The sequence below is a fragment of the Pseudomonas sp. B392_1p genome, from assembly GCF_052245235.1.
GTDB lineage: Bacteria > Pseudomonadota > Gammaproteobacteria > Pseudomonadales > Pseudomonadaceae > Serpens > Serpens gallinarum.
The window spans coordinates 344,043-361,220 of the sequence record NZ_JBQPXM010000002.1; the positions used below are offsets into that span (position 1 = coordinate 344,043).

The window sequence follows — 17,178 nt, forward strand, 5'->3', positions numbered from 1 at the left end:
TTGGCCGACCACGCGTACCCGGACGACTCACGTACGCTCGGGCAAAGGTGGCAAAGCGCGAGATTATATAGGGTTAATCGCCATCGCGCAGCCGACGGCGACGCACGCCAACGGCTTCATCCCCATCGGTTCTCCCCCACCGGGCACCACGGGGCGCACCAGCACTCTATGTTAGGCAGCATTCCCATTCACAGGAGGAGCCATCATGGACATCAACATTGGAATTTCCGAACAAGACCGCTCGGCAATCGCCGAAGGCCTGTCTCGCTTGCTCGCCGACACGTATACGCTTTACCTGAAAACCCATAATTTTCACTGGAATGTCACCGGGCCGATGTTCAATACCCTGCACCTGATGTTCGAGACGCAATACACCGAGCTCGCCTTGGCGGTAGACGCCATAGCCGAACGCATTCGCGCCCTAGGCTTCCCGGCGCCAGGCACCTATGCAGCCTATGCGCGCCTGTCTTCGATCAAGGAAGACGAGGGCATTCCGGCCGCCGAAAACATGATCAAACTCCTGGTCCAGGGCCAGGAAGCCGTGGTGCGGACCGCCCGAGGCATTTTCCCCTTGCTGGAAAAAGTCAGCGACGAACCCACCGCCGACCTGCTGACCCAGCGCATGCAGGTGCATGAAAAAACCGCCTGGATGTTGCGCAGCCTTCTGGCCGCCTGACCGAGAGCCGGGAGGCCAGCCTGGCCTCCCGACTACCGTGCCCCTGGCAGACTCAGCGCCTGGCGAACCCGTTCCAGACCACTTACCTGCCACAACTCGAACCATTTCCCTTTCGTCTTCGCATCGATTTGAGAGAGTCCGCGCTTTGCGGTTAAATACGCCTGTGCACCGCGCAACAGGATTTGCGATGCATAGGCTAGTCAGACACGACCTCTCCACATCCTTATCAGAGTGCCGCTGCTGGCTGGCTCTTTCTCTTGCCTTTACCAAAATGAGTTCATCCCCATGCTGAGAATCCTTCATTTGCTAACGGGCCTAGCCGCCCTGCTGCTGTCCTTCACTCCAAGCCTGCGCAGTGAGGCTTTGCCCTATCTCCTTCAAACCGATGCATTACTTCTGCTCCTGTTCGGCCTGCTTAACCTGCTGCTTGGCTCGTTCGTGATCTACAGAGAGAGTGAAAAACACCCCGCCCTGCAAGCCGTGGTCTCGGTGCTGCTGATTTTGAGCGTCGTTTGCCAGGCCGTGGTTGTGCTTGCCCCGCTTGACTTCCTTGCCGGCCAACCTGCCGTTGCCGCAGGGCTGCTGCTTGCCACCCTCGGCGTACTGCTGAACGTGGTGATTCATTGGCCGCAATCGCACACTCGCCCTGCACAAGGCTTCGCCAGTTCGGAACTGGGCAACCGCGAAACTGGCACGGTCAAGTGGTTCAATACGTCCAAGGGTTTCGGGTTCATTTCCCGCGACTCGGGCGACGATATCTTCGTGCACTTCCGAGCCATCCGCGGCGAAGGCCATCGGGTCCTGATCGAAGGCCAGCGCGTGGAGTTCTCCGTAATGCAACGCGACAAAGGCCTGCAGGCCGAAGACGTGATTGCCGCCTCGCCCAGCCGGCGCTGATCGTCACACCTGCTCCTTAAACGAAAAAAACGCCACGTCTGCCTAAGCAACGTGGCGTTTTTTTGGCTGCGTCTGCGTTAGTTGTTGCAACGGCTACTACCCCGCATTCGTCGCGAGGGCGTGACTCCCGCACTGAAAACCGTGCCTGGCACAGGCTCTGGTAGGGGCGAATTCATTCGCCTAGCACCGAGTCTTCCGACACCTGCGGGGAGGCGACGGACTACGCGGCTGATGCCTTTGCGTTGGTCGTGGCGGCTATATGGCCTGGGAGTCATGCGCCAGGCGAATGAATTCGCCCCTACAAAATCATGTCCTGCAGCGCCGAGGGGAAGGCGCGGCGCAGTCGTTGCGCCCGCCCTTCGGCTAGCAACACTTAACGCAGACACAGCCTTGTTTTTTGGCCGTGCCGCACGTATTCCGCCTACCGCTCTTCCAACACTATCTCCAGGCTCCCCGGCGTTCATGACTAGCGGTTGGGGAAAAAGCCGCAAAATTCTGGCAAAACCATTAAAATCGCCCGCGCTCCAGCTCCGTCGCCGCGCCACCCCTGCCTCGACTGCTGCTTGAACGCCCGAGCCAGGGCCTTCGGAGCCGGTAATCGCCGCCTATTCAGACGATGCCATCCGCTCTGCGGAATTACTCTATTCAGAAGCCCGTTCTGGTTCTGTATGACAAATGCCGTTCGCGGCCTTTTTCCTACCGCCCCCGAACTCAGTTAAAAGCCAGCCCAGATGCTAATCACCGGCGGCAGGTTTTTTTGAACCGAATCCCGGCTTCACGTGCATCTGCCTCGCTTGGCCTTCAAGCCATTCGCAAAACCAGGAATTCATCCATCATGTTTCAACGTCCGCTCTTGCATCTGATTACACGGACCAGTCTGGTTGCCCAGATCACCGCCGGCCTGGTTGCAGGCATCCTGCTTGCCCTGCTGCTGCCCCAGGCCGCTGACAACGTCAGCATCCTCGGCGACCTGTTCGTCACCGCGCTGAAAGCCGTCGCCCCGGTTTTGGTGTTTTTCTTGGTTACCTCGGCCATCGCCAACCACAAACAAGGACAACCGACCCATATCCGCCCGATTCTGGTGCTTTACGTGATCGGCACCCTGGCCGCCGCTGTTGTCGCTGTGGTTGCCAGCAGCCTGTGGCCGACCACCCTGCCGCTGACCGACACCGCCACCGGCGTTACCCCGCCCGGAGGCATTGGTGAAGTACTCAACACCTTACTATTCAGTGCGGTGAGCAATCCGGTCAAGGCTCTGCTGGAAGCCAACTACATCGGCATCCTGGCCTGGGCCATCGGCATGGGCCTGGCCATCCGCAACGGCAGCGAAACCACGCGCACCGTAATCAGTGATCTGTCCAAGGGCGTCATGCTGATCGTCAAGATCGTCATCCACTTCGCCCCGCTGGGCGTGTTCGGCCTGGTCGCCACGACGCTGGCCGATTCGGGTATTCAGGCGCTGTACAGCTATGGCCACTTGCTGGTGGTTCTGATTGGTAGCCTGCTGTTCGTTGCACTGGTGATCAATCCGGCCATCGTATTCTGGAAGACTCGCCAAAATCCGTACCCACTGGTGTTCATGATCTTGCGCGAGAGTGGCGTGACCGCGTTTTTCACCCGTAGCTCGTCGGCCAACGTGCCGGTCAACCTGCAGATCTGCGAACGCCTGGGCCTGCATGAAGACACCTACTCGGTGGCCATTCCGCTGGGCTCCACCATCAACATGGCCGGCGCCGCCGTTACCATCAGCGTTCTAAGCCTGGCTGCGGCCCATACCTTGGGTATCCAGGTAGACTTCCTCACCGCCCTCCTGCTGTGCGTCGTGGCCTCGGTCAGCGCTTGTGGTGCGTCTGGCGTGGCAGGTGGTTCGCTGCTGCTGATCCCGCTGGCCTGCAGCCTGTTCGGTATTCCCAACGAAATCGCCATGCAGGTGGTTGCCATCGGCTTCGTGATTGGCATTTTGCAGGACTCCACGGAAACCGCATTGAACTCCTCTACCGACGTGCTGTTCACCGCAGCGGCTTGCATCGCCGCAGAACGCAAACTCTCCGAACAAGAAGCCTGAGCCACTCGCGGCCTGCATGGTTAACCCGGCAGGCCGCTACTGCCCATTATGAAACCCAGCACCCTGCATCTGCCCGCCGGTCCCTGGACAACGGTACTCGACTGCCTGTGCGCCCATCTTCCCGCCATTTCCCGCGAAACCTGGCTCGAGCGGTTTGCCCGTGGCCGTGTGCTGGATGAGCAACATCGGACTATCGGCGCCGAGCATCCCCATCGCGAAGGGTTGCGCATTCGATACTTTCGCGAAGTGATCGATGAAGTACCGATTCCTTTCGAGGAAAACGTGCTGTTCCACGACGAGCATCTGCTGGTGGTCGACAAGCCGCACTTCTTGCCGGTCATCCCGGCCGGTGCCTATGTGCGCGAGACGCTGCTCAACCGACTGATCGAGCGCTTCGACAATCCTGATCTGGTGCCGTTGCACCGACTCGACCGGCTGACCGCCGGCCTGGTGCTATTCTCTTGCAACCCGCACAGCCGCACCCGTTATCAGGAGCTGTTTCGCCAGCAGCGTATCGCCAAGCGGTACCTGGCCCTGGCACCCGCCCTGCCGCACCTGGAATTTCCCTTGCGGCATCAGTCTCGCCTGGAACCCGGCACACCCTTCTTCCGCATGCAGGAAGCAGCCGGCACGCCCAATAGCGAGACGCGCATCGAGGTTGATGCCGAACTCGACAATTGCTGGCGCTATGCCCTGTATCCGGTCAGCGGCCGCAAGCATCAGCTGCGCCTGCATATGGCGGGCCTGGGCGCCGCCATTTGCAATGACCCACTGTATCCCGACTTGGGCGACACCACTGATGATTACCAGCGGCCGCTCAAGCTTCTGGCCCAGGGTCTGAGCTTTCAGGACCCACTGGATGGGCGGCAGCGCGCGTTCCACAGCGACTTGAACTTGTAGCTGCTTGCTGCACGCGGTGCAGCCCAGTCAGTTAATAATGCGGCGGCGGCACGTCATCCTGATCAATGCCGAATTGGCCCTGCAGCTCTTCCTGGCGCCGCGACAGCGCCATTACCTGAATCTGCAGTCGCTCGAGGACCCGCTGCTGCTGCACCAATTCGTCGTTCAGGCTCTGGATAGTGTCGTCCTGAAAAGCCAGGCGGGTTTCCAGATCGGCGATACGCGCTTCCAGGCTCATGCGCTCTCCCCGGCAAAACGGAAGTCATCGGGCAAGACCAGCTTCAACTTCTCGCGAATGGTCTGAATATCCTCAGCTGTGTAAGGGCGAGCCGGATGCTGCCCCCACACCGGTGCAGGCCAGGCCGGATCCCCCTTGCGACGCACGATCACGTGCATATGCAGCTGGCTGACCATGTTGCCCAGGGTGGCCACGTTCATCTTGTCGGCGGCAAAGGTGTCTTTGAGTATCTCCGCCAGCGAGGTGGCTTCCGTCCATAACTGCAGTTGATCGTCTGCGTCCAGCTGGAACAGCTCACTGACATCCTCGCGACGCGGCACCAGGATGAACCAGGGGTACTGCGCGTCATTCATCAACAACAGGCTGCAGAGCGAGAAATCTCCTAATAGCACCGTGTCCCGTTGTAGTTGCTCGGCCAAGGCAAACATCGCTTATCTCCTGTAGTGATGCCTTTCCCTTGGGGTCAGGCGATGCCACGCAGAATACCCGCTCCCCTCCGGATTTTCATTGTTCGAAACGCGTAGCCACGCGACAGGCACCGGACCAATGTTGGATACGTTTTCTGCGAAGCCGGTTTAAGTTTGCAAGATAAACCACTAGCACCTTTGACTTGTTCGTATTTATTGCTATGAGTGAATGCAATGGATATCTATCTGACTTGATATCAAAGAGCCACCAATCAGTAGCTAGCGATATCAAAAAGCAATCATTGCGTAATGGCCAAACAATGGCAGTCCTTCAACTTACCCATAGACAGATTGGAAACATTTGCTTTCGACATCACAGTCACAACGGATAAATGTGGCTACTGTTTTTATTCGCTATAAATAAATAACCAATACCGAAGCGGCAACACAAAACAGCTAAAAAAAGCCACCCGTTTCTCAGGCGGCGTTGAATACAACCAAAGGAGCAGTCACATGCACGTGATGAAGTGGAGTGTAATCGCCTTGGCCGTGGCCGCAGGCACCTCGCAGTTGGCCCTGGCCAGCGCCCAGTCCGACTCCCAGGGCTTTGTCGAAGACAGCAGCCTGAACATTCTCAACCGTAACCTGTACTTCTTTCGCGATTTCCGTAACGACCCGGCTCGTGATGATGACCCGCAGGAATGGGGCCATGGCGTCATCGCCACCTTCGAATCGGGTTTCACCCAGGGGCCGGTCGGTTTTGGCGTGGACGCCTTCGGCCTGCTGGGCCTGAAGTTGGACAGCGGTCGTGGTCGCACAGGCAGCGGCCTGTTTCCTACCGGCAGCGATGGGCGCTCCCAGGACGACTATTCCGAGGCGGGCGGCGCCATCAAGGCGCGCGTCTCTAGCACTACCTTGAAATACGGTGAGCAATTCGTGGGTTTGCCGGTATTTGCCACTGATGACAGCCGCCTGCTGCCGGAAACCGCCACGGGCTTCATGCTGACCAGCAGCGAACTTGCCGGGCTGGAGTTAAATGCCGGTCACTTCACAGCATTGAATGCACAAGCCCAGACCGGTGAAGACAGCCTAGGACTTAGACGCGCCGACTTCATTGGTGGTACTTACACCTTTAGCGACGTGATGAGCGCCACGCTGTATTACTCGGATCTGAAAGATGCCTTCCAAAAATGGTATGGCAATCTGAATTACACAATGGGCCTCGCCGATGAACAGTCCCTGGCCTTCGACTTCAACATCTACCAGACCGACTACGACGCCGAATACACCGGCACCGGCAGCGATGAAGACAACACTATCTGGAGCCTGTCTGCCGCCTATACGCTGAGCGCGCATACGTTCATGCTGGCCTATCAGAAATCCATTGGTGGTTATCGGTCAGTGGACTCAGACGGAGACCCGTATACCATTGGCTATGATTACGGTATTGATGGCGGTGGTGCCGTTTTCCTCGCCAACTCGGTGCAGCGCTCCGACTTCAACTCCTATGATGAGAAATCCTGGCAGGCTCGCTACGATCTCGATATGGCCGCGTTCGGTGTTCCAGGCCTGAGTTTCATGGCCCGCTACGTTCATGGTAGTGATGCCAAAACGGCCACCACCGACAATGGCAAGGAATGGGAACGTGATATCCAGGTGAGGTATGTGTTTCAGGACGGCCCGGCCAAGGACCTGAACCTGCGTATCCGGCAAGCCACCTACCGCAGCAGCGATGGTGTCTACTACGGCTCGCCGAGCATCGACGAGATCCGCCTGATCGCCGAGTACCCGCTGAGCATTCTGTAACCCACTCGCTCCTATATGAAGAAGCCCGGCATCAGCCGGGCTTCTTATTTCTTGTGCCGGCAGCGCAGGCTCCGTCGGCCGATATGAAATCGGCCCCACAAAGACAGCGCGCCACAGGGTATGCGCCGGCAGGAGCCACGCCTCACAATGGCAAAGCGTAGGTTCCGGTGACATGAGCCACCAACACGTCTTCGTTGCCGGCCGAATGCAACGATACCTCACACACGGCCTGGCGTTTGCTCAAACGCAGGATGCGCGCCTCGGCCAGCAGGTCCACCGGCACTGGACGGGCCAGAAAGTTGATATTCAGGTTACTGGTCACCGCCATCTCCACCCGTCCCAAGGCACCGAGCACCACTGCGTACATGGCGGCATCGGCCAGGGCCATGAGCGTCGGCCCGGACAGCGTACCGCCAGGACGCACCAGGCGCGGCTGAAACGGCACCCGCGCCACTGCACACTCCGCAGTCAGACGCTCGATACGCAAATCGATATCCTCGGCCATCGGCACCCCCCCACGAATCAAGTCCTGCACCTGCTCGGCAGTCAACACCGTCATCTTCACCCCTCCGGCTCTGTCGCCTGTACGGCACTATACTGGCGCCGTACAATGCCCAGCTCACTCTCGCACTCGCAACGGACAAAACGGCCAAACATGCGTACCAGTCAGTATCTGCTCTCGACCCTGAAAGAAACCCCGTCCGATGCAGTGGTCATCAGCCACCAACTGCTGCTGCGCGCCGGGATGATCCGCAAACTCGCCTCCGGTCTGTACACCTGGCTGCCACTGGGCCTGCGCGCCCTGCGCAAGGCGGAAGCCATCGTACGTGATGAAATGACCAAGGCAGGTGCACTGGAAGTGCTGATGCCCGCCATCCAGCCCGCCGAACTGTGGCAAGAATCCGGCCGCTGGGAACAATACGGCCCTGAGCTGCTGCGCTTGAAAGACCGCCATCAGCGGGATTTTTGCGTCGGCCCGACCCATGAAGAAGTCATCACCGATCTGGCACGCAACGAGCTGAACAGCTACAAGCAACTGCCGATCAACTTCTTCCAGATTCAGACCAAGTTCCGCGACGAAATCCGTCCGCGCTTCGGTCTGATGCGCGGCCGCGAATTCATCATGAAGGATGCTTACTCCTTCCACCTGTCCCAGGATTCCCTGCAGGAAACCTACGACCGCATGCACCAGGCCTACTGCAATGTGTTCACCCGCCTGGGCCTGAACTTCCGTCCGGTACAAGCCGACACCGGCTCCATCGGCGGCACCGGCTCCCACGAATTTCACGTACTGGCCGAGTCCGGTGAAGACGACATCGCCTTCAGCGACAGCTCCGACTACGCCGCCAACATCGAGAAGGCCGAAGCCATCCCGCGTGAGAAAGAGCGCGGCGTCGCCACCGAAGCCATGCGCCTGGTCGACACCCCTGATGCCAAGACCATTGCCGAACTGGTAGAGCGCTATAACCTGCCGATCGAGAAGACCATCAAGACTCTGGTGGTGCATGGCGCCGAAGAAGGCCAACTGGTCGCCCTGATCGTCCGTGGTGATCACGAGTTGAACGAGATCAAGGCCGCCCACCTGGAGCAGGTCGCCGATCCGTTGGTATTCGCCTCGGAAGCCGAAATTCGCACCGCCATTGGCGCCGGTCCAGGCTCCCTTGGCCCGGTCAACCTGCCGATTCCTTGCATCATCGACCGCTCCGTGGCGCTGATGAGCGATTTCGGCGCGGGCGCCAACGAGGACGACAAGCACTTCTTCGGCATCAACTGGGAACGCGACCTGCCCCTGCCGCTGGTAGCTGACCTGCGCAACGTGGTGGCCGGTGACCCGAGCCCTGATGGCCAAGGCACTCTGGAGATCAAGCGCGGCATCGAAGTCGGGCACATCTTCCAGCTGGGCACCAAGTACAGCGAGGCCATGAACCTCAAGGTTTTGGGCGAACAAGGCAAGCCGATCACGCTGATCATGGGCTGCTACGGCATTGGTGTTTCTCGCGTGGTAGCCGCTGCCATCGAGCAGAACTACGACGATCGCGGGATTCTCTGGCCGGACGCCCTGGCGCCCTTCCAGATCGCCATCGTGCCGATGAAGTACGAGAACGAAGCGGTCAAACTGGCCACTGATCAGTTGTACGCACAGCTGTCCGCAGCCGGTTACGACGTCCTGCTCGATGACCGCGACAAGAAGACCAGCCCCGGCGTGAAGTTTGCCGACATGGAACTGATCGGCATTCCGCACCGCATCGTGGTCAGCGATCGCGGCCTGGGCGAAGGCACCCTGGAATACAAGGGTCGCCGCGACAGCGAAACCCAGGCCGTGGCTGTCGACGATATCCTCAGCTTCCTCAAGCAGCGCACCGCAGTCTGATCAAGCCTGAACCTGTCGAGCAGCCTGCATGCCGCTAGGACATGCAGGCTGCTCCATCCCTCACCAGCGATGCGCATTTCGATGCTCCTGCCTCCCCTGATCCGCACCTTGCTGCTGGGCCTGATGATGGGCCTGCTTTCCGGCTGCGGCCATTTCTTCTACCTGCCCGAACCTGGCTTGCGCGGCACTCCCGACCAGCTCGGCATGCCGTATGCGGACGTGCATCTGCGAGCAGCGGATGGCACACGCCTGCACGGCTGGTGGTTGCCCGCGCGATTGAGTGATAACGAGCGCACCAAAGGGGTGATCTATTTTTTGCATGGCAATGCGGAAAATATCAGCACGCACCTGGGCGCCATAAGCTGGATAACGTTTTCCGGCTGGGACCTGTTCATCCTCGACTATCGCGGCTTTGGCTTGTCGCAAGGCTCGCCGGACATACCCAGCGTGTATCAGGATGCTGAAGCCGGGCTTGAATGGGCCGCCCAGCAAGCGCAAACCCAGCACCTGCCTCTGGTGGTGCTTGGGCAAAGCCTTGGCGGTGCGGTTGCCGCCACCCTCGTTGCGCAAAGCCCGCCAGATCAGGTCAGCGCGCTGATTTTGGACAGCGCGTTCTCCAGCTACCGACGCATCGCCCGCGAAAAGCTGGCGGAGCCCTGGCTGACCACACTGTTTCGCTACCCGCTGGCCTGGACCATTCGCGACGACTTCAGTCCCGAGCATTACCTGGCCCAGCGCCCGGCCATACCTGTACTGATCATGCATGGCTGCGCAGACCTCGTCGTGCCCTGCTCCCATGGCAAACGACTTCATCAGCTGGCGGGCGAGCCCGCCTGGTTGTGGCTTTCTCCCGAAGCTCGGCATCAGGAAATGCTCTCCCGCCAGCACTGGCGAGCACAACTTCTGGAGTGGCTGGACGGGCAGGTTCTCACCGTACCCTGAGCGGAGCGCAGGTACAGCTGAATACAGCCTGACAGGCAGTGCGCACCTACGGATTTATGCAGTCCTGCGCAAGCCTGCCACCCGGACCGTAGTAAAATCGCGCACCCATTCAAGGAGTTCCCCATGCCCGGCGTGACCGACTACGGTGCATTTGTCATCGCTTTCATTGTTCTGCTGGCCATCCCCGGTCCAGGTAACTTTGCTCTGATCACGTCCACCGGCAAAGGCGGCATCAAGGGTGGCCTGGCCTCCACCTTCGGGATCATAGTGGGTGACCAGGTCCTGATGTGGCTGGCGGTCGCCGGCGTGGCAGCGCTGCTGGCCGCCTACCCTGCTGCGTTTAACGCAATGCAGTGGCTTGGCGCAGCCTATCTGGCCTGGCTGGGCGGCAAGATGCTGCTGAGCAAACCGGGGGATGCGCCGGCGCTGGAAATCAAGCCGAAACACTTTATGCGCCAGACCCTGCTGATCACCTTGCTCAATCCCAAGGCGATCATCTTTTACATGGCATTCCTGCCGTTGTTCGTCGATCCTGCCCGTCACCAGGGGCTGGTTACCTTCGGCTTCCTGGCCGTGACCGTTGCGGTGCTGACCTTTGCCTATGGTCTGATCGTGACCCTGTTCACCCACACCCTGGCCGAGCGCCTGCGCAGTCTTCCGGCCGTCACCCGCTCATTGGAAAAGCTCGCCGGTGTCTGCCTGATCGGCTTTGGCATCAAGCTGGTCATCAGTCGGTAAGCCGGCCAGTGACCTTGCGCACTGTGGGACATCGCCCTCTTTTCGATTACTGACGCCGCTCTATAATGCGCGGCGCCGTTTCCATGGCAGCGGCTGCTGCCGAATAAAACCCGGAAGTCCCCACCCTGGAGTTCACCATGTTCCGTCCGCTTACTGCCCTGCTGCTGGCCGGCAGCACCCTGGCTTGTGCCCAGGCAAATGCATCCGACTTGCTGCAATGGCACAACAACAGCCTGACCTACTTGTATGGCCAGGATTTCAAGGTGGATGCGCCCATCCAGCAAACACTGACCTTTGAACACGTCAGCGGCTGGAGCATGGGCGATCTGTTCGTGTTCGTTGACTCGATCCATTTCAATGGCAAGGGCAACGACAATGGCCGCGACGACAGCACGCTGTACGGTGAGTTTTCACCGCGCCTGTCGCTGGGCAAACTGAGCGGCAGCGACGTCTCCGTCGGCCCGGTCAAGGATGTACTGCTGGCCACCACCTATGAATTTGGTGAGGGCGACGTGGAGACCTACCTGATCGGTCCAGGTTTTGATCTGGCCCTGCCCGGTTTCGACTTTTTCCAGCTGAACTTCTACCGCCGCCATACCGAGAGCGGCCGCGATGGCGACGGCGTGTGGCAGATCACCCCGGCATGGAGCTACACCATCCCCGTCGGCTCTTCCGATCTGGTGATTGACGGTTTCATGGACTGGGTCGTGGATAACGACAAGGGCTACCACGCCAACCTGCACTTCAACCCGCAGATCAAATATGACCTGGGCAAGGCGCTGAGCCTGGGCGAAAAACAACTGTACGTCGGCATCGAATACGATTACTGGAAGGACAAGTACGGCATCGAAGACAGCAACGCTTTCCGCACCGACCAGAACACCGCCAGCCTGCTGGTAAAGGTGCACTTCTAAACAAAACGCACTTCCTGCGCGGATGATGCGTAGCCCTACACGTCATGTAGGGCTACGCCATGCCGTAGGGTGGCCTCGCCCGTTGCAGAGTTTTTGTGCAGGAAATGCGGAGTGATTCGGGCACCACCATGGGATCGTGACGCTACGGGCGGGATGCTCGTTCAGCTATTGATCTCCAGCCCCACTCTCGGCAACGAACGAGGCCGCACTTTAACCAAGCAGCGCCGCTTCGTAGGGTGGCCAACCCACCGTGAAATCGCTATCGCCACTGGAGATAGCGATTCAGCTTAACGATCGAGCATGCCTACATGCCGGGGATGGCTGGCCACCCGCTGCAACCAGGCGCGAATCGCCGGATAGTCGCTGAGCTCAAAGCCACCTTCTTGCGCAACATGTGTGAAGGGGTACAGCGCCACATCCGCAATGGAATAGTGATCACCCACCAGATACGGCGTGTTTTTCAGCTGCTGCTCCATTACGTTTAACGCGTGGTAACCATCCAACTGCCGGGCCTTGTATTCGGCCAGGCGATCTTCGGGCAAGCCGAGGAACAGTTTGATGTAGCGCGCCAGGCCAACATACGGCTCATGGCTGTACTGCTCGAAGAATTGCCACTGCAACACCTGAGTACGCAGGCGCGGCTCGCTGGGCAAAAACTCGCTGCCATCGGCCAGGAAGTTGAGAATCGCATTGGACTCCCATAGGCAGGTGCCGTCTTCCAGCTCCAGCACCGGAATCTTGCCGTTGGGGTTCTTCTTGAGGAACTCCTCGGAGCGGGTCGCGCCATGCAAGAGATTCACTGGAATCCATTCGTAGGGCCGATCCAGCAGATGCAGCATCAGCTTGACCTTGTAACAGTTGCCCGAACGGTAATCGCCGTAGACCTTGTACATAACGCGCTCCTGATCTCCGAGTAGTAGCGCCCTAAGCCAGGGCGCAGGCTTGTCCGTCCCGAATCACCTTGGCCAGGCGGCGCACACCCTCGTCCAGGCGCTCCGGCGGCACATGACTGAAGTTAAGCCGCATATAGCCGGGATTCTTCTCCGGATCGATAAAGAACGCCTCTCCGGGCATGAACGCCACATCCACATCCAGGGCCTTCTGCATGACCGTACGGGTATCGAACGGTTGTTTCAGTTTCAGCCAGAAGAACAGCCCGCCCTGGGGAATCTCCCAGTCGGCCAGATCGCCGAAGTGTTCTTCCAGGACGCTCTGCATGGTATCGCGGCGTTCCCTGTAGAAGCTGCGTAGCTCGACCAGATGCTGCTGGAACTTCTCGGTGCCCAGCCACTGCGCCGCCTGCCACTGACCGACGCGGTTGGTATGCAGGTCGGCGGCCTGCTTCAGACGCAGCAGGTAGGGGTATAGCTCCTTGCTGCAAATCAGGTAGCCCACGCGCAAGCCTGGCAAGAGTGTCTTGGAGACGGTGCCGGTATAGATCCAGGCGGTTTTGCGCAGACGGCTGGTGATCGATGTCGGCTGCTGGTCGTCGTACACCAGCTCGCGGTACGGCTCGTCTTCGATCAGGGTCACGCCGAATTCGTCCAGCAGCGCGGCCACGGCATCGCGTTTGGCATCGCTGTAACGCACCGCCGACGGATTCTGGAAGGTCGGAATCAGATACGCGAAGGCCGGCTTGCTGCGCTCCAGCAGCGTGCGCAGGGAGTCGATATTCGGGCCGTCGGTCTCCTGGGGGATTTCCAGGCAATCGGCACCGAACAGCTGGAAGGATTGCAGTGCGGCCAGGTAGGTCGGCGACTCCACCAGCACTTGCGTGCCCGGATCGACGAACAACTTGGTGGCCAAGTCCAGGGCCTGCTGTGAACCACAGGTGACCAGCACCTGGGAGGCGTCGCAGTCGATGCCCAGCTTGCGCGCCTCGGCGGCGATCAGCTCGCGCAACTCCGGCTCGCCCTCGCTCATGCCGTACTGGGAGACGGACGTGGGCATTGCACTCCAGTCGACCTTGGGCAACATGGGCTCGGCCGGCAAACCGCCGGCGAAAGACATGACTTCCGGACGCTGTGCAGCGGCAAGAATTTCACGAATCAGAGAACCTTTTAAACGTGCGATACGTTCAGAGAAAGCCATGGATGCCACCGCTGCCGAAAAAGAGTAGATTTGGGTCAAATTGATTGACCCAAATTACGCCTTTGATAACAGGAACGTCAATATGACTGACCTAAAAACAAGTACGGACCAGCGCCAGGTCATGGAAGACTTTTTCGGCAGCTACCGGGCCTTTACGGCCAAGCCGGACGAAATGCTTGCCCGCCGCGGATTATCCCGGGTACACCATCGCATTCTGTTCTTCATTGCCCATAAGCCTGGGCTGAGCATCAGCGAATTACTGACCCTGCTCGGCGTCAGCAAACAGGCCCTGAACATTCCACTGCGTCAACTGGTGGAAATGCAACTGGTGGAAAGCGTCACCTCGGCCGACGACAAACGTAAACGCCTGCTGGGGCTGACTGCGGCCGGCATCAAGCTCGAGCAGACATTGCGTCGCGAACAGATTCGCGTGCTGCAGCGAGTATTTGCCGAAGTCGGCGAAGACGCTGTCGCCGGCTGGCTGGCGGTGAATCAGGTGATGTGCAAAAGTCTCGGCTGATTCTTCACTAGATCAGGCATAAACCTTGTCGGGAATAAAAATGAACAACCCGCCCCAGCCGACCGCTCATTTTTTGCGCGACACCTCGCTCTCTGCCATCGTCGCTGGCTTTATCGCCATGCTCACCGGCTACACCAGTTCGCTGGTACTGATGTTTCAGGCCGGTCAGGCCGCCGGGCTCAGCAGCGGACAGATTTCATCCTGGATCTGGGCGCTGTCGATCGGCATGGCCATCACCTGCATCGGCTTGTCGCTGCGCTACCGCGCGCCAGTGATGATCGCCTGGTCCACCCCCGGCGCCGCCCTGTTGATCAGCAGCCTGCCCGGCGTGCCCTACGGCGAGGCCATCGGCGCCTATATCCTCGCCTCGGCGCTGATTGCGCTGTGTGGCCTGACCGGCAGCTTTGATCGCATCATGCGTCACGTTCCCGCCTCACTCGCCGCCGCGCTGTTAGCTGGCGTGCTGTTCAAGATCGGCCTGGAAATCGGCGTAGCCGCCGAGCAGCAACCGCTGCTGGTGATCGCCATGCTCGTAGCCTATCTGCTGGGCAAACGTCTGTTGCCTCGCTATGCAGTACTCGCCGCCCTGTTGGTCGGCTGTGTGCTGGCGGGCGTATTCGGCCTGCTGGACTTCCGCGGTTTCGAGTTGCAGCTGGCGATCCCGGAATGGACCACGCCCGCATTCTCCGTCTCGGCTGCTATCAGCATCGGGATTCCATTGTTCATCGTCGCGATGACCGCGCAAAACCTGCCGGGCATGGTCGTGTTGCGCGCCAACGGCTATGACGTGCCGGCCTCGCCTCTGCTCACGGTCAGTGGCCTGACGTCCGTGCTGCTTGCGCCCTTCGGTTCCCACGGCCTCCACATGGCTGCCATCAGTGCAGCGATCTGCGCTGGTCCCGAAGCCCACGAAGACCCGAAAAAACGTTACACGGCAGCGGTGTGGTGCGGAGTGTTCTATGGCGTCGCCGGCATCTTCGGCGCCACCCTCGCTGCTCTGTTCGCCGCCCTGCCCAAAGCGCTGATCCTGTCCATCGCGGCCCTGGCGCTGTTCGCCTCGATCATCGGCGGCCTCACCCAGGCCATGAGCGAACCTCGGGAGCGGGAAGCCGCGCTGGTCACCTTCCTGGTCACCGCTTCCGGCATGTCCCTGTTTTCCGTCGGCTCGGCATTCTGGGGCATCGTCGCCGGCCTGCTGACGCTGGCCATTCTCACCGCAGGCAGCCGACGCACCTCAGAACCCAAAGGTATTAACTGATCGAGAAGACGGTTTAAGCGGGAGATCAGCCCAACCTGCTCACACGTTCCACGTCATCCCTGACCAGCCGCAAGACGTCGGCATCATGGTTGAGATGATGGATAACGCTCAGCAAACGCTGGCGCATGAGGTCGTCGGGAATCTTCTCGGCAGCCCGCATGATTTCAAGCGCGGCCGATTCATTGTGACAGGCCACCGAATCGAGCGTCCGGTGCAGTTTTTTCAAGGCGCGGTCCATGGGCGTTCCATCGTCCAATGAATAACGATCGAAGGATAACAGCCATTTTCGCTTAGTTTCTCTGCCCCACTGATTTCAGATCGGCGGCATATAGGCAAGGTAGCCAGTCGTGTCCTGCCCCACCTTCTCAACCTGGAGCGCAGGGGTTACTCGGCTCCCGCCAGGTCGGTAAAAGCCTGCCGCAGCAGCACAGGCAGCAGCTCGCCTGCCGGCCCGGCCAGGCTGATTTCACGCGCATGCTGGCTGGCAACAGCTTGCCGGTTGATATGCAGCACCGTCGCGCCATGCTCCAGAGCCAAGTACGGAATTTGAGCCGCCGGCTGCACCACACCGGAGGTGCCGATCGAGAGCAGGCAATCGCAATCGCGTGCTGCAGCGAAAGCCTGACGCAGGGCAGTTTCGGGCAGCATCTCGCCAAACCAGACCACGCCGGGCCGCACCTTGCCATTGCAATGCAGGCAACGGGGCGGCTCGATGCGGCGCCCCTCGTCGGGCTCGACTGGCATGTCCACCAGCCCGACATAGGGCCGGGCGCACGCGAAACAGCGTGGCGCATGCAAGCTGCCGTGCACATGAATCACCTGCGTGCTGCCAGCCCGCTCATGCAGGTCATCGACGTTCTGGGTGATCAGCGTGAGCTTCGGCACCCGCCGCGCCAGCTCGACAAGGGCCCGATGCGCCGCATTGGGCTGCGCCTGCAACACCTTCATGCGCCGCCACTCGTACCAGCCCCAGACCAACGCCGGATCACGACGAAACGCCTGGGGCGTGGCCAGCTCGGCTGGATCGAAGCGCTCCCACAACCCGCTCAATGCATCGCGAAACGTGGGAATGTGGCTTTCCGCCGAAACGCCGGCACCGGTGAAAACCACTACGTGTCTTGCAGACTGAAGCGATGCCAGGGCTTCGACTGGAAAGGTGAAAGCATCGTTTGTGTTCACAGAGTGTCACCTGCATGTTGGAACGGACTGCCTTTCGGAATCCGAACCCTATCCCATCAATGCCCGTGCTGCTGCCCGAATCTCTCCGAACGGAACCTCTGGGTTAACTCGAGCATGCTCGACCCCGCTACCGCAACGTGTCGCTGGGCGACCCTCTGCCGCTGTCGATACCGCCG

The 17,178-nt window shown here is 59.9% G+C and carries 18 protein-coding genes and 1 pseudogene; 12 read left to right on the forward strand and 7 right to left on the reverse strand.

From position 1 onward, the window contains the following. Nucleotides 1-205: 205 nt before the first annotated feature. The 5 genes and pseudogenes from ACTV8E_RS03900 (at nucleotide 206) to ACTV8E_RS03920 (ending at nucleotide 4,538) form a co-directional block, all read left to right on the forward strand. Entirely contained in the window at nucleotides 206-676 is a 471-nt protein-coding gene (locus tag ACTV8E_RS03900) for a Dps family protein (protein WP_443198550.1), read from the forward strand. A 285-nt stretch (nucleotides 677-961) separates the two neighbouring features. Continuing rightward, nucleotides 962-1,234: pseudogene (locus ACTV8E_RS03905) on the forward strand (cold shock domain-containing protein membrane protein); the annotation flags it as partial. A gap of 114 nt (nucleotides 1,235-1,348) precedes the next feature. Next, a complete protein-coding gene (locus ACTV8E_RS03910) occupies nucleotides 1,349-1,573 on the forward strand; it encodes a cold-shock protein (protein ID WP_251836843.1) in 225 nt (74 codons plus the stop codon). An 835-nt stretch (nucleotides 1,574-2,408) separates the two neighbouring features. After that, on the forward strand, nucleotides 2,409-3,638 hold the full coding sequence (gene sstT / locus ACTV8E_RS03915) for a serine/threonine transporter SstT (protein ID WP_251836725.1): 1,230 nt from the start codon (nucleotides 2,409-2,411) through the stop codon (nucleotides 3,636-3,638). 48 nt (nucleotides 3,639-3,686) lie between these two features. Then, nucleotides 3,687-4,538 (forward strand): pseudouridine synthase, encoded by an 852-nt coding sequence (locus ACTV8E_RS03920; RefSeq protein ID WP_443198551.1) that lies wholly within the window; start codon nucleotides 3,687-3,689, stop codon nucleotides 4,536-4,538. A gap of 31 nt (nucleotides 4,539-4,569) precedes the next feature. Here the strand turns inward: ACTV8E_RS03920 and ACTV8E_RS03925 are convergent, their stop codons facing one another. Continuing rightward, nucleotides 4,570-4,776 carry a SlyX family protein gene (locus ACTV8E_RS03925; protein WP_251836727.1) on the reverse strand — a complete coding sequence of 69 codons (207 nt, stop codon included), beginning with the start codon at nucleotides 4,774-4,776 and terminating at the stop codon, nucleotides 4,570-4,572. After that, complete coding sequence (locus ACTV8E_RS03930) at nucleotides 4,773-5,204, reverse strand: HIT family protein (protein ID WP_251836728.1); 432 nt, start codon at nucleotides 5,202-5,204, stop codon at nucleotides 4,773-4,775. The genes ACTV8E_RS03925 and ACTV8E_RS03930 overlap by 4 nt, the downstream gene beginning before the upstream one ends. Before the next feature lie 492 nt (nucleotides 5,205-5,696). Here ACTV8E_RS03930 and ACTV8E_RS03935 point away from each other — a divergent pair, with 492 nt between their 5' ends. Beyond that, nucleotides 5,697-6,989, forward strand: coding sequence for an OprD family porin (locus ACTV8E_RS03935; protein WP_443198552.1), 1,293 nt, complete (start codon nucleotides 5,697-5,699; stop codon nucleotides 6,987-6,989). 142 nt (nucleotides 6,990-7,131) lie between these two features. On the opposite strand, the gene ACTV8E_RS03940 is transcribed toward ACTV8E_RS03935, so the two are convergent. Further along, nucleotides 7,132-7,539 (reverse strand): PaaI family thioesterase, encoded by a 408-nt coding sequence (locus tag ACTV8E_RS03940; protein ID WP_443198666.1) that lies wholly within the window; start codon nucleotides 7,537-7,539, stop codon nucleotides 7,132-7,134. 105 nt (nucleotides 7,540-7,644) lie between these two features. Here ACTV8E_RS03940 and ACTV8E_RS03945 point away from each other — a divergent pair, with 105 nt between their 5' ends. From ACTV8E_RS03945 to ACTV8E_RS03960, 4 genes are all read left to right on the forward strand, one after another. Beyond that, the gene (locus ACTV8E_RS03945) at nucleotides 7,645-9,360 is read left to right on the forward strand and encodes a proline--tRNA ligase (protein ID WP_443198553.1); all 1,716 of its coding nucleotides are present in this window, start codon (nucleotides 7,645-7,647) and stop codon (nucleotides 9,358-9,360) included. A gap of 81 nt (nucleotides 9,361-9,441) precedes the next feature. Further along, nucleotides 9,442-10,302 carry an alpha/beta hydrolase gene (locus ACTV8E_RS03950; RefSeq protein WP_443198554.1) on the forward strand — a complete coding sequence of 287 codons (861 nt, stop codon included), beginning with the start codon at nucleotides 9,442-9,444 and terminating at the stop codon, nucleotides 10,300-10,302. Between the two features lie 123 nt (nucleotides 10,303-10,425). Then, complete coding sequence (locus tag ACTV8E_RS03955) at nucleotides 10,426-11,040, forward strand: LysE family translocator (RefSeq protein ID WP_443198555.1); 615 nt, start codon at nucleotides 10,426-10,428, stop codon at nucleotides 11,038-11,040. Between the two features lie 137 nt (nucleotides 11,041-11,177). Beyond that, nucleotides 11,178-11,954: an outer membrane protein OmpK gene (locus ACTV8E_RS03960; protein WP_443198556.1), complete on the forward strand. Its 777-nt coding sequence runs from the start codon at nucleotides 11,178-11,180 to the stop codon at nucleotides 11,952-11,954. A 287-nt stretch (nucleotides 11,955-12,241) separates the two neighbouring features. Here ACTV8E_RS03960 and ACTV8E_RS03965 read toward each other — a convergent pair whose 3' ends face one another. Both ACTV8E_RS03965 and ACTV8E_RS03970 read right to left on the reverse strand, forming a co-directional pair. Then, entirely contained in the window at nucleotides 12,242-12,847 is a 606-nt protein-coding gene (locus tag ACTV8E_RS03965) for a glutathione S-transferase family protein (protein ID WP_251836735.1), read from the reverse strand. A gap of 31 nt (nucleotides 12,848-12,878) precedes the next feature. Further along, on the reverse strand, nucleotides 12,879-14,045 hold the full coding sequence (locus tag ACTV8E_RS03970; RefSeq protein WP_443198557.1) for an aminotransferase-like domain-containing protein: 1,167 nt from the start codon (nucleotides 14,043-14,045) through the stop codon (nucleotides 12,879-12,881). 82 nt (nucleotides 14,046-14,127) lie between these two features. Here ACTV8E_RS03970 and ACTV8E_RS03975 point away from each other — a divergent pair, with 82 nt between their 5' ends. Continuing rightward, nucleotides 14,128-14,565: a MarR family winged helix-turn-helix transcriptional regulator gene (locus tag ACTV8E_RS03975; RefSeq protein ID WP_443198558.1), complete on the forward strand. Its 438-nt coding sequence runs from the start codon at nucleotides 14,128-14,130 to the stop codon at nucleotides 14,563-14,565. A 40-nt stretch (nucleotides 14,566-14,605) separates the two neighbouring features. Next, nucleotides 14,606-15,823, forward strand: coding sequence for a benzoate/H(+) symporter BenE family transporter (locus ACTV8E_RS03980; RefSeq protein ID WP_443198559.1), 1,218 nt, complete (start codon nucleotides 14,606-14,608; stop codon nucleotides 15,821-15,823). Between the two features lie 25 nt (nucleotides 15,824-15,848). Here ACTV8E_RS03980 and ACTV8E_RS03985 read toward each other — a convergent pair whose 3' ends face one another. Together ACTV8E_RS03985 and ACTV8E_RS03990 are read right to left on the reverse strand one after the other, a co-directional pair. Next, nucleotides 15,849-16,061: a hypothetical protein gene (locus ACTV8E_RS03985; RefSeq protein WP_443198560.1), complete on the reverse strand. Its 213-nt coding sequence runs from the start codon at nucleotides 16,059-16,061 to the stop codon at nucleotides 15,849-15,851. Between the two features lie 146 nt (nucleotides 16,062-16,207). Then, complete coding sequence (locus tag ACTV8E_RS03990) at nucleotides 16,208-17,002, reverse strand: SIR2 family NAD-dependent protein deacylase (RefSeq protein WP_443198561.1); 795 nt, start codon at nucleotides 17,000-17,002, stop codon at nucleotides 16,208-16,210. Nucleotides 17,003-17,178 lie beyond the last annotated feature (176 nt).